Here is a 12573-nt window from a genome sequence, read left to right as displayed (position 1 = left end):
GTGTCATTCCTCGCGCCGGGCCGCACCGGCCACGGCGATGTTCAGGAACCGCGGTACGGGCCGCGCCCGGCCGCGGAAGTCCTCCCCGACCGCGGCCCGCACCGCCGCCAGTCGGGCCTCGGGCAGCAGCACCAGCACGCTCCGCCCCGGCCGTGCGGCGGCCGGGCCGGGCGGCCAGGCGCTCAGGGCCCCCGCGCGGCGCGCGCAGGCCACGGCCCGGGCCAGGTCGGCCGGCCGGTCGGCCGGTTCGCCGCGCACGGCGACGAGCACCAGCCGTGCGCCCGAGGCGGCCGGGTCGAAGGTGACGTACCGGTGCGGTGGGGGCTCCGCGGCGAGCAGGAGCGCCGTGCCGGGCCGGGCGAAGAGCGCCGCCCGGCGCAGGGTGTCGTCGCCGTCCGGCACGGCTTCGGCGAGCAGCCGGGCCAGGTGGGCGCGGTCCGGCGGCCCGCCCGCCGGCGGTGTGTGGGCGTCGGCCACGGCCAGCGCCACCGCGCAGTCGGCCGGTTCCGCGGTGGCCAGCCCGGCGGCGGCCGTGAGCGAGCCCTGCACGTGCAGATCGGTCCCGCCGCGGCCGTAGCCGGCCCGGGCCATGGCGCGCAGCACGGCGTACGGGCGGGCGGCCCAGGCGGGGGCGGCGGGCGGCGGCCCGGACAGGGTCAGCGGTAGATCGCAGCTGTCGGCGGGGTGGGACAGGGAGCTGAGCCGCACCATGCCGTCGGCACGGGGTGCCGCGGCGGCGGCCGTGGGCCACCCGGCGGCGGCGACGAGCCCGGGCGAGCCGAGGTGGAAGGTGTAGGGGGCGCTCCACACGGCGGCCGGGGGCCGCCCGTGCGCGGCCTCGAGGGCGTAGGCGACGAGCCGGAAGAGGGGATCGGCGGTAGCCCTCCGAGCCAGGTCGCCTCCGGCGAGGTCGGCTGTTCCGGTGGTGGCCCCGCGGCCCGGCCCGCCTCCGGCCAGCCCATCTCCGGACAGCCCGTCTCCGGACAGTCTCCCTCCGGCCGGCCCGCCTCCGGCCGGGGCGTCTCCGGCGGGGTCGTCTCCGGCGGGGGCGTTCCTGGCGGCGTTGCCCTGCGCCGGTCCGCCTGTGGCGGGGTCGGCCGCTCGGCGTGTGGCCCTTCGGTCCGGTCGGCCTGCGGCCGGGTCGTCTCCGGCGGGGGCGTTCCTGGCAGGGTTGCCTCGGGCCGGTCCGCCTTCGGCGGGGATGGCCGCTTCGGTCATGGTCAGGCGTACGGCCGGTCCGTCTGCGGCTGGGGCGTTCGCGGCGGGGTCGCCTGCGGCGGGGTCGGCCGGGTCGGCTTTGACGGGGTGGGTGTCCGGCTTGGCTGGGCCGGTGGGGTGGGCGGTGTCTGCAACGCGGTACGGGCCCTCTGGCCGCGGACCCGGTTCGACGCGCTCGACATGGGTGACGGGGTCCGCGACGCGGAGAGGCGCGGGTGGGTGTGGGGCCCGGGTGGACGGGTCCGGGGCGGGGGTCATCGGGGGGCCTTGCGGGCCAGGAGGCGGTAGGCGTTGCCGCCGTCTGTGTGGTGGGCTGCCGCTGTGCGGAGGGCGTCCAGGATCGCTGCGCCGGCGAACAGGGGGAGGGTGGATGCGCGTACCGCGGCGGTGAGGGCGCGGGTGCGGGGGGTGGGCGGGGGGCCCCAGGGGCGGTCCGGGTCCGGGGCCAGGCGGGTCGCCGTCAGGGCCACCGCGCCGAAGAAGTCGTTGCCCTGGTGGGCCGGGCCGTGCTCCTCCGCGAGGACGGTGAACCCCCGGTCGGCCAACGCCTCGCGCAGGTTCGCGGCCGGGATCAGGTGCTGGTGCTGCGGCTGGAACCACGGCAGCCACGCCGGCCCGAGGAGCCGGGCCATCCGCGACTCCGGGTCGGGGAGTTCGATGGCCAGGTGCCCGCCGGGGGCGAGCACGGCCGCCGCCGTGTCCAGTTCGGCGAAGGGATCCCGGGTGTGCTCCAGGTAGTGGTACATGCTGACCACCTCGTACCGGCCCGCCAGCTTGGATGCGAATTCCGGGAACTGGCCCTGGAATCCGGTCTCGACCCAGCCGCGCCGTTCCGCCTCGCGGACCCCGTCGCCCATGTCGAGCCCGTCGAAACGGGTCCGCGGCCAGACGGCCCGTGCCGCGTTGCAGAAGTGCCCATGCCCGGTGCCGACATCGAGCCAGGACTCCGGGTCGGCGTGGGGCAGGAGCATCTCGGCGCGCCCCCGGTAGGCGGCGCCGAGCCGGCCGAAGACCGTGCCCGCGCCCTCGCCGCCCCGCCCGTCGTAGAAGTCCCGGTAGTAGAACTCCAGCCCGTCCAGCGTCAGTCGGGGGTTCTGGAAGACATGCCCGCAGTCCCCGCACTGCTCCAGCGTGAACCGGCCCGGCTTGCCCTGGAGCTGGTCGGGCATCCGGACCCGGACGGACAGCCGGTCGGAGCCGCACCACGGGCAGTCCGGGCGGCGCGGTTCGAAGAACCGGTCGGTCCCGGCGGCCAGGTCGGCCCGGTAGGCGGCGGCCCGGCCGGCCTCCGGACCGCCGGACCGGGTCCGGTCGGCGGCCGCGGCCGTACGCAGGGCAGCGCCGAGGGAGCGAACCGGCCGGGCCGCGGTGGCCCGGGCCAGATCGGCGGGGCGCAGCGGGGAGCCGGGCCCGCCGAGGGCGAGGTACGGCTGGAGCCAGTACAGCCCGGCCGCGGCGGCCCCCCACCGGCCCTGGCGTACGGCGACCCCCGCGAGCAGCGCCAGCCCGGACAACTGCGCGGCGGCCAGCGCGCCCGGGGGCAGCCCCTGGGCCCGCAGCTCCGCGGCGCGCGCGGGCCCGGCGGCCTTCGCCTCCGGCCCGCAGCTCAGCGCCGGCGCGATGACCAGTCCCGCCGCCCCGGCCGCGTACTCCTTCAAACGGCGGGTGAGCGCCAGGAGTTCCGCCGGACCGGGGCGTGGTCCGCCCGGGTCCACCCCGGCCCGTTCGAGCACCTCGTCGGCGACGAGCACCGCGAAGCCGGCCCCCCGCCCCTCGCCGAGCCGGTCCTGCCGGTACCGGGCGGGATCGACCAGGCGCAGCAGCCCCAGCGCCCGCTCGGCGGCCAGATCCCCGGGCAGCAGGTCGAGCACCCGCAGGCCCTCCCGTTCGGCGTACGCGCAGGCGGCGAGGAAGGTGGCCGCGTCGGGCTCGAGCCCCCTGGCGGTGAGCAGCCGCCACCCGGCGGCCCGCGGCACCCCGGCCGCCGTGGGCGGGACGACCGGCAGCACCGGGATCGCGCGGAGCCGGCGGCCGGCCCGTAACGTGCCCGCGCCGAGCGCGGCCAGCAGCACCGCGGAGGTCCACCGGACCCGGACCGGGGCCCGGCCCCGGTCACGGCGGAAGGGGAGTGGCGTCATAGCAGCTTCTCCAACCGGTCGGCCGCGGCGGCGGCCCCGCCCGCCGCGGCGAAGGAGGCCTGGATCCGCCGGGCGGACCGGCGGGGGCCGGGCTCGTCCAGCACGGCCGTGAGCGCGTCGCGCAGTTCCTCGGCCCGAGTCCGCCCGAACCGCACCCGGACCCCGGCCCCGGCCCGGACGACCTGCTGGGCCACGATCGGCTGGTCGTCGCGGATCGGCGCGACCACCAGCGGCAGCCCGTGCGCGAGGGCCTCGCAGACGGTGTTGTGGCCGCCGTGGCAGACCACCGCGTCCAGGTGCGGCAGCAACTCCAGCTGCGGGACGCGCTCCTGGAGCAGTAGGTGCTGCGGCGCGGTCCCCACCAGTGCGGCAGGCGCCGCCAGCACCAGCTGCACCTCGGCGGCCAGCCGTTCGGCCGCGCCCAGCACCGCCCCGTAGAAGCGGCCGCCCGCTTCCTGGTTGAGGGTGCCCAGGGAGACCAGCACCCGCCGCCGGGCCGGGTCCAGCCGCTGCCAGGGAAAGCCGTGGGCCGCGGGCCGGGCCCCGAAGGCCGGGCCGACGAAGGCGTAGTGGGGCGGGAACCCGGCCTCGGGGCTCACGAGTTCGGGCGTCGAGAAGACCAGGACCAGCCGGTCGGAGAAGCGCGGATCCCAGTCCTGGCACCCCTCGGCTCCCTCCCCCTTCCCGCCTGCGTTCTGACCGTCCGCCCCGAATTCCCGGAGCAGGCCCGCGATCTGGTCCGTCACCCACTGGCCGACCTTCGGGAAGCCGGCGAAGGGGCGGGTGAGTTCGGCCGAGGTGCTGGCGGACGTCGCCCACGGGACGCCGAGCCGCCGGGCGACCAGCGGCCCGGCAAGGGCCTGCTGGTCGGCGACCATCACGTCCGGCTCGAAGGCGCGGACCGCCCGCGTCACGCCCGGCACCATCGCCCGGGCCAGCGGTACCAGCGCCTCCTCCCACAGGAACCGCAGTGCCCCGACCCCGCGCAGATCGCGCCAGCGTTCGTGCAGGGCCGAGTAGCCGCAGCCCGCCTCCTCCCCGGCCGGCAGGATCCGGGCCGAGGGGGGCAGCAGCCCGGACAGCGCCGAAGCGGGCCCGGTCCAGGCGATCTCATGTCCCCGGGCGGCCAGTTCGGCCCCGACGGCCACGGTCGGATTGACGTGCCCCGCCAGGGGCGGCACCGTGAAGAGCACCCTCATGGGACCAGCGCTCCCGCCCGCGGCCGCGCCGCCGCCACCGGGGCCGCGCGGACGGCCGTCGCGTCGAGATGGGAGAGCACGGTTTCCCGTAGCGCCCCGCTGCTCTCCTTGAGGACGTCGTGCCCCAGCCCCGGCAGGATCCGCAGGCTGACCAGCGCCGCGTGCCGGACCAGTTCCCGGGCGCCCGGCACCAGTTCGGAGTGCTCACCGCAGACGACCAGCACCGGGCAGTGGAGCCGGGCGTAGTCGGCCGGGGTGAAGGTGCGGCTTCCGGCGATGTCGTCGATCAGGGTGGTGCGGTTGAGGAGATCGTCGGCGATGGCCGTGAGATGGGCGGCCTTGCGCAGGCGCAGGGTGAGCAGCTCCGCGGGTACGGGGCTGTCCTCCAGGCTGAGCGCGGCGGCCGACAGGGTGTCCACCATGTTCTCCACCCACGCCCCGCCCAGCGGCGGTTCGAGCAGGGTGAGTCCCGCGACGACGTCGGGCCGGGCCAGGGCGGCGTGCAGGGCGAGGGTTCCGCCGTAGCTGTTGCCGACCAGGTGGACCGGGCGCCGGCCGAGGTCCAGCGCGCCGAGCAGTGCGAAGAGGTCCCGTACGGCGGTGCGGCTGTCGTAGCCGGCGGCGGGGCGCTCGGTGCGGCCGTGGCCGCGCAGGTCGTAGAGGACGACCTCGTGCCCGGCGCGGGCCACCGGGACGGCCAGGGGGCAGTAGAAGGAGGACAGGTTGTCGACGACCAGTCCGTGCAGGAAGACCACAACTGGGCGGTCGGGGCGCTCGGTGCCGGTGCCGGTGCCGGTGCCGGTGCCGGTTCCGGCGTCGGCCGGGAGCCGCTGGACGTGGACGCGGAGGGACTCCGCGAGGACGAAGGCCATGGCGGGCTCAGCCGGCCGCGGCGGCGGTGGCCGCGGTGGTGGTGGCGGTGGTCGGGCCGGCGGCCGCCCGGGCGAGGGAGGCGTGGGTGATCCGGCCGATGTGGGTGACGAGTTCACCGACGGACATGGCGAGGATGGCGTCCATGTCCTTCTCCGCCAGGAAGCCCATCAGGTCCACCTCGGCGCCGTAGCGGTGGTGGAGCAGCTCGGCGAGGGCGACGAATTCGATGCTCTCCAGGGCGAGATCCTCGTTGAACGTCGTCTTCATCGTGACCTCCTCCGCGAGGAGGTATTCGTCGCCGACGATCTCCACCAGCATGCCGGTGATCTCGGCGAGGATGTCAGGTGCCATGACGTGTCTCCGTGAGGTGGAAGGGGACGGGGGACGCCGCCGTGCCGTGGGCGGTCCAGGCGACGACGTGGTCGAGCGGCGCGGAGCCGAGCAGGGTCGAGCCGAGCAGGGTCGAGCCGAGCAGGGTGGTGTCGATGGGGTACGGGTCCCCGCCGGGGGACCGCACCAGCAGGCCGGCGGAGTCCGGGTCACAGGAGACCCGCCAGTCCCGCGGCCGGCCGCCCAGCCCGCTGCCCTCCGCCTTGGCGGCGGCCTCCTTGGCGCACCACAGCGCGGTGAGCGCGGCCGGCAGGCCGGTGCCCTCACGGGCGGACAGCATCTCGGCCACGCGGAGCTCGTCCGGCGCGAGCGCGATGCGGATCAGCGCGTCCGGGTCCGCGGTCACCGGCTCCACGTCGATCCCGACGGCCCGGTCGGGGTGGGCGAGAGCCACTGCGATCCGGTCCTTGTGGGCGATCGACAGCCGGTGGCCGCGGGCGAGCGGGCCCTCGGCGAGGGGCCGGCCGGCGGGGTCGTTGCCGATCGGCACCTCAGCCGGGAACACCGGTCCGGCGCCGCCGTCCCACAGCAGTTGGCGCAGCGCGTCCTTGGCCGCGATCCGGCCCAGCAGCCAGGGCGCCCGGGCGCGCGGCGACAGCCGCTCGTAGGCCGCCCGTTCGGCGGCGCCCAGGTAGCGGCGCATCACGAGCTCCTGAGAGGCGGGATCGGACCAGCGGCGCCGGGCCAGGCACCAGCCGGCGGGCTGGGGTTCGCCGATGCCGCACACCTCCGGGGTGAACTTCATCGGCCACACCCGCTCGTCCGCGCCGAACCGGCGGTACGTCCACCCCTCGACCCGCGCCCACACCCCGCCGTCGGCGCGGCACAGCTCGACGTCGCCGCGCACGGTGACGTCGTGCACCTCGCGGATCCGGGCGGTGGCCGAGACGAGCTCGTGCGGGGCGGGTTGGGGCCCGGCGTACCGGATGCGGTCCACGGTGGCCGGGAACACCAGCCGGTCCACCGGGAGCCGCAGCTGCATCCAGTGTCCGAACAGCTGGCCGGCGGCGTCGAGGAGGGCCCCCGGGTCGGGGAGCGCCCGCAGGACCCCCTGGATGCCGTCCGACCCGACCGTCCGCACCTCGTGCACGGCGGCGAAGCGGGGGCCGTGGAACATCCACCGGTCCCGGTAGAGCGCCCCGGCGCTGACGGGGGCCGGCTGCGGGTCGCGCAGGGGTGTGGTGTCGGGCGCGGGGGGCCGCCCGTACCGCTCGCCGAGCAGGACGACCACCGAGGCGTACTCCCCGAGGCCGACGCGGTACCGGCCGGGCCCGTCGCCGCGGACGGCGACCTCGACGTCGACGGCCGGTTCCACGGGGAGCCAGCGCAGGGCCCGTACGTCCTCGTAGCCGAGGACGGCGAGGCCGGGCGGGGCGTACCGGCGGGCGGCGTCGGCCGCCAGCTCCAGCATGGTGGTCATGGGCACGACGGGGAACCGGTCGGAGTCCTCCGCCCAGCCGTCGGGCTGGAGGTACACGCAGTGGTCCCGTACGCAGGGCAGTGCGGCCAGGGAGAGGTGGAGGGTGTGGTTCCCCGCGGCCCTTCCCGCACCTGCGGGGCCGGGCCCTGTACCGGGTCCTGCCGCCGGGCCTGCCGACTCCGGCGGCCGCACGGAAGCCGACCAGGCCTCGCTGACGCTCAGGACGGCCGAACGGGTGTCGTCGAGGACCGCGTCGAGGGCGGACAACAGGACCGGTCGGGGGCCGGCGGGCCCGGCCTGGGCAGCGGCCGGGACGGCCGGCGGGTCGGCCGCCGGGCCGGTCGGCGCCGGCGGCAGGAGGCCCCCGAGCGCGGTCCGGGCCGCCTCGCCGAGCCGGACCAGCGGCGAACCGAGGTCCAAGAGGACGGCACGCCCCGGTGTGGCCGGGGCGGCCTTCAGGGGCCGGGTGTCCGTGCTGCCCGCCTCGGCGCGCCGCACTGCCCCCGCAGGACCCGCAGGACCCGCAGGACCCGCAGGACCCGCAGGACCCGCAGGACCCGCAGGACCCGCAGGACCCGCAGGATCCGCAGGATCCGCAGCGCCCTCAGGCATCGGCCCGGAATCCGTGTCCGTCATCCGCCCGGCGGGGAACAGCCGTTCCCAGCGCGGCGCGTGACCCTCGACCCACAGCGCGGCGCACGTGCGGCTCAGGGCCGCCAGGCCGGTGAGGCGGGGGGAGGAGGTGGACACCGAGAGGTGGGGCCGCTCGCGCAGGGTGTCCTCGACGAAGCCCGGCAGGCTGCCGGGGCCCAGCGTGACGAAGCTCCGTACGCCCTCCTCCTCGTACAGGCTCCGGGTCAGCTCGCGGAAGCGGACCGGCTCCAGCAGGTGGCGCACCACGAGGTCCCGCACCTCCTGCGGGGCGGCGGGGAACGGTGCGCACGTGGTCGCCGACCAGACCGGGAGGGCTCCGGGCCGCAGCGGCAGCCGCGCGAAGGCGGCGCGGACCTGGCCGAGGTACGGCTCCCACATCGGGGTGTGGAACCCCGAGCGGAACGGCAGTTCCTGCCCGATCACCCCCTCGCCGCGCAACCGCGCGACAGCGGCCGCCACTTGGTCCGGGTCCCCGCATATCACCGACTGGTGGGGGCAGTTGTCGTGGCTGACGGCCACCCGGTCCAGGCCGTGGAGCGCCGCCTCCGCCCGCGCCGCACCGCAGCCCAGCGCCGCGTACACGAGGTCCGGGACCTTCAGCGAGCCCGGGCGCAGCGAGTCGAGGAACGTGTCGGCCGCCTCCTGCGGGTACAGGCCGGCGGCCACCATGGCCGCCCACTCGCCCAGGCTGTGGCCCGCCAGGACATCGGCTTCGATGCCGAGACCGGGCAGGACCCGGGCGAAGAAGCGGCCCGTCGCGAGGGCGTCCAGGGCCCGTTCCACCAGCGACTCACCCCGGGTGAGGCGGGGCCGGGGGAGCCGGAGCAGATCCGCCACATCGTCCAGCACGGGGGCGAACTCCGGCTCCAGGCCGGGGAACAGGAACGCCACCCGGCCACCCAGCGGCTCCGGCGTGAACCACACGTCCCCCCTGCCCCGCCAGGGCCGGCCGCGCGCCACGACCTTCGCGGCCAGCGCGAGGCGCTGGGGCGTCGGCCCGAGCACCGCCACCCGGCAGGACCCGTCGCCCACGGGCGCCGGGACGCCGGATGCCGGGGCCCCGGCTGCCGGGGAGGCGTGATCCGCGGCGCCGGAATCCGCGGCTCCGGCTGCCAGGGACGCGGACGCCAGCCGCGCCGCCAGCTCCGCCGTACTGTCCGCCGCCAGCAGCAGTACGTCACCTCGCGCGGCGCCGCCGACCGGGGCGGCCGAGCCCCCCAGCGGGAGGAACCTGCGGACCGGGCCGGCCGGCCGGGCGGCTGCCGCCGGCGCCTCCTCCAGCACCACGTGCGCGTTGATCCCGCCGAAGCCGAACGCGTTGACCCCCGCCCGGCGGGGCAGCGGCCCGCGCTCCCACGGCTCGGCGGCCGTCACCGGCCGCATCCGGGTCCGGGCCAGGCCCGGGTGCGGTTCCTCCAGGTGCAGCGTCGGCGGCAGCACCCCCTCGTGCACCGCCAGGGCTGCCTTGATCAGCCCGGCCATGCCGGAGGCCTGCATGGTGTGGCCGAGCATCGACTTCACCGAGCCGAAGCCGATGCCGGTGTCGGGGCCGCTGCCGGTGCTGACACCGCCTCCGCTCCGCCCCGGCGGGCCGAACACCTCTGCCAGGGTGTCCAGTTCGGCCGCGTCCCCGACCGGCGTCCCCGTACCGTGCGCCTCCAGCAGCCCCAGCGCGCCGGGCGCCCGCGGATCCAGGCCGGCCTCCCGCCAGGCCCGCTCCAGCGCCCGTACCTGGCCCGCGATGAGCGGACTCATCAGGCTCGCCGCCCGGCCGTCCCCGGCCACCCCGGTGCCGCGGATCACCGCGTAGACGCGGTCGCCGTCGCGCTCCGCGTCCGCCAGCCGCTTCAGCAGCACCACTCCCGTGCCCTCGGACAGCAGAGTTCCGTCGGCCCTGCGGTCGAAGGGGCGGATCCGCTCGCTCGGGCTCAGCGCCCGCAGCTGCGTGAACACGCTCCACAGCGTGGCGATGTGGCAGTGGTGCACGGCCCCGGCGACCACCGCGTCGCAGCGCCCGCCCGCCAGCAGCCCCACCGCCTGGTCCACGGCCAGCAGGGAAGAGGCGCAGGCCGCGTCGAGGGTGTAGGCAGGGCCGCGGAAGTCCAGCCGGTTTGCGGTCCGGGCGGCGGTGAAACTGGGCACCAGTCCGATCGACGCGTCCGGGCGCTCCGGACCCAGCGCGTCCTGGAAGGCCGACCGCACCTGCGCGATCCGCCGCTCGCCCAGCTCCGGCGCGAGCTCCCGCAAGGTCTGCGCCAACTGGTGTGCGGTACGCACCCGTTGGTCCAGACGGGCCGTGGCCACGCCCATGAACCCGCCGCGCCCCAGCACCACCCCGATCCGGGAGCGGTCGGCCGGCAGCCGGTCCTCGCCGCCCGCGTCCGCGATCGCCTCGGCCGTCGCGTGCAGGGCCAGCATCTGATCCGGCTCGGCGCCCTCCACGGCGGCCGGCATGATCCCGAACCGGGTCGGGTCGAAGGCGGCCAGCCCGTCGACGAAGCCGCCGCGCCGGCAGTAGAACCGGTCGCCGGCCGCCGGTCCGGTGGCGCCGTCCGGGTCGTAGTACACCTCGGGGTCCCAGCGCCCGGGCGGGACGTCGCCGATGGAGTCCGTACCGGAGAGGAGGTTGCGCCGGTAGGAGGCCAGGTCGGCGGCGCCCGGGAACACCGCGCCCATCCCGACGATCGCCGCGTCGGTGGGGCGCGGGCCGCGCCGCTGCCGCTCACTCATCGCCGCTGCCCTCCTCCGCAGCGGCCATCAGGACCACCTGTACGTCGCTCCCGTACGCCAGTTCGTCGAGGAACGCGGCGGTCCCCGCCTCCGGGGCGATCAGCGGGATCTCGCGCCGGGCGTACGCGCGCTCCAGCTCGGGGGTCACCATCCCGCCCGCCTCCGCCGCCCAGGGGCCCCAGTCCACGGCCAGCATCCGGCCGGGGAAGGACTCCGCCCAGGTGTGGGCCAGGCCGTCGAGGGCGTCGTTGGCCGCGGCGTAGTCGCTCTGGCCGCGGTTGCCGTACACCCCGGCGACACTGCCGAACAGGGCCAGGAAGCGCGGAGCGGGGCATGCCCCGTGCTCGGCGGCCGCGGCGGCCAGGTGGCGGGCACCGGCCACCTTGGTGGTGAACACCGCGGCGAAGTCCGCTGGTTGCTTGTCGCGCAGCAGTCCGTCGCGCAGGATCCCGGCACCGTGCACGATCCCGTCGAGCCGGCCGTGGCGCGCCCGGACGTCGGCCACGACGGCCCGTACGGCCTGCTCGTCCGTGACGTCCGCGCAGTGGTAGCGCACGGAGGCCGCCACCGAGGCGAGGGCGGCCAGGGCGGCCCGTACCTCGCGCTCGGCGAGGATCCGCGAGGCCGCCGCCTCGATCTCGGCGGGCGTACGGAGCCCTGCGGCGATCAGCGCGGCGCGGAGCGCGACCCGGTCGTGGGCCTGTGCGAACTCATCCGCGTCGCCCTCGGGTTCGGGCGTGCGCCCGATCAGCTCGACGTGGCATCCGGTGGCGCGGGCCAGTGCGAGGGCGGTGCGGGCGGTGATCCCGCGGGCGCCGCCGGTGAGCAGGATCACGGAGCCCGGGTCGAGGGGCGGGGCGCCGCCGGTCGCGCGGAGGGGAGCGGGGACGGGGTGGCGGGTGAACCGGGTGCCGTCGAGGGCGTAGCCGACGGAGGCCGGGGCGGCGGTGCCTGTGGCATCGCCGCCGTCGGCGCGTGCGGCGCCGCCTGCCTCGCCGCCTGCCTCGCCGCCTGCGGCGCAGCTCAGTTCGGTGAGGAGCTGGGTCGTGATGCGCTCCGGGTCCTCCTTGGGGTGGACCTCCACCGCGCGGATCAGCGTGCCGGGGAATTCGAGGGCGGCGCTGCGGGCGAAGCCGTGCAGACCGGCGCCGGGGGTGCCGGGTGCGGTGACCAGGAGCAGCCTGGGCAGGCCGGCGGTCAGGGCGCGTTGCAGGGCTGGGAAGGCTTCGGGCAATACGGGTTCGGCTGCCGGGCGCAGCGCGGACAGGTCGATCACCCCGTCGAAGCCGGGCTCTGCCGCGGGCAGGAGCTGCACCTCTGAGCCCAGGTCCCGCAGGGCTTCGGCCAGTGTGGATGCCACGCCCTGGGCATCCTCGACGATCCCGATCCGGAGGTTGCGCAGGAGGGTCGGGGCGGCCGCCGCGTCGGCGGCCGGGGCCGGTGCGGGCAGGAGGTCGATGCGGAGGCGGGTCATCGGGGTTGTGCCGGGAAGCGCTGCGGGTGCGGATGCGGATGCGGGTGCCGCTGCGGAAGCGGCTGCCGGTTCTGCGGCGGGGGCGCCCGGTGCGTGGGTCACCACCCAGTCCACGATTCCGCGCAGGGTCTTGATGCGGGACAGCTCCTCGACGGCCGACTCGGCGGAGCCGCCGGGGTCTTGGGGGAGGCCGATCCGGTCGGCGAGGGCGCCGATGATCTCGACCCGCTTGATGGAGTCGATGGACAGGTCCGCCTCCAGGTCCAGCTCGGGGTCGAGCATGTCCCGGGGGTAGCCGGTCCGGGTGTGGACGATCTCCAGGACGGCCTCCATGACCGACTCGGCGGACCGGTCGGCCGGTGGCCCGGTTCGGGCGGGGCCGGGCGCGTGCCGGGGCGTCTCCTCGGGCACCGAACGTGGCCAGGGGGCGGAGAGGGGTGCGGCACTGTGTTCGGCGCCCTGCGGGGACGCCCCGGC

7 protein-coding genes are annotated in these 12573 nt (G+C 77.0%); all 7 read right to left on the bottom strand.

What is annotated here, in order from left to right:
* Positions 1–3: 3 nt before the first annotated feature.
* Positions 4–1476 carry a hypothetical protein gene (locus tag J7E94_RS34820; protein ID WP_251057092.1) on the bottom strand — a complete coding sequence of 491 codons (1473 nt, stop codon included), beginning with the start codon at positions 1474–1476 and terminating at the stop codon, positions 4–6.
* Entirely contained in the window at positions 1473–3356 is a 1884-nt protein-coding gene (locus J7E94_RS23045; RefSeq protein ID WP_215018448.1) for a class I SAM-dependent methyltransferase, read from the bottom strand. Before J7E94_RS23045 ends, J7E94_RS34820 begins: the two co-directional genes overlap by 4 nt.
* Entirely contained in the window at positions 3353–4555 is a 1203-nt protein-coding gene (locus J7E94_RS23040) for a glycosyltransferase (protein ID WP_215018445.1), read from the bottom strand. The genes J7E94_RS23045 and J7E94_RS23040 overlap by 4 nt, the downstream gene beginning before the upstream one ends.
* Positions 4552–5427: an alpha/beta fold hydrolase gene (locus tag J7E94_RS23035; RefSeq protein WP_215018443.1), complete on the bottom strand. Its 876-nt coding sequence runs from the start codon at positions 5425–5427 to the stop codon at positions 4552–4554. The genes J7E94_RS23040 and J7E94_RS23035 overlap by 4 nt, the downstream gene beginning before the upstream one ends.
* Positions 5428–5434: 7 nt before the next feature.
* Positions 5435–5779, bottom strand: coding sequence for an acyl carrier protein (locus tag J7E94_RS23030; protein ID WP_215018441.1), 345 nt, complete (start codon positions 5777–5779; stop codon positions 5435–5437).
* Positions 5769–10622 (bottom strand): type I polyketide synthase, encoded by a 4854-nt coding sequence (locus J7E94_RS23025; RefSeq protein ID WP_215018439.1) that lies wholly within the window; start codon positions 10620–10622, stop codon positions 5769–5771. Before J7E94_RS23025 ends, J7E94_RS23030 begins: the two co-directional genes overlap by 11 nt.
* Positions 10615–12573: SDR family NAD(P)-dependent oxidoreductase (locus tag J7E94_RS23020; protein WP_215018427.1), on the bottom strand; the 1959-nt coding region annotated here is incomplete at its 5' end. The genes J7E94_RS23020 and J7E94_RS23025, both read right to left, overlap by 8 nt.

It is taken from the genome of Streptomyces sp. ISL-94, from assembly GCF_018614075.1.
Taxonomy (GTDB): Bacteria; Actinomycetota; Actinomycetes; order Streptomycetales; family Streptomycetaceae; genus Streptomyces.
The sequence above is the reverse complement of the archived record's forward strand: the minus strand, read 5'-3'. Positions and strand labels throughout refer to the sequence as shown.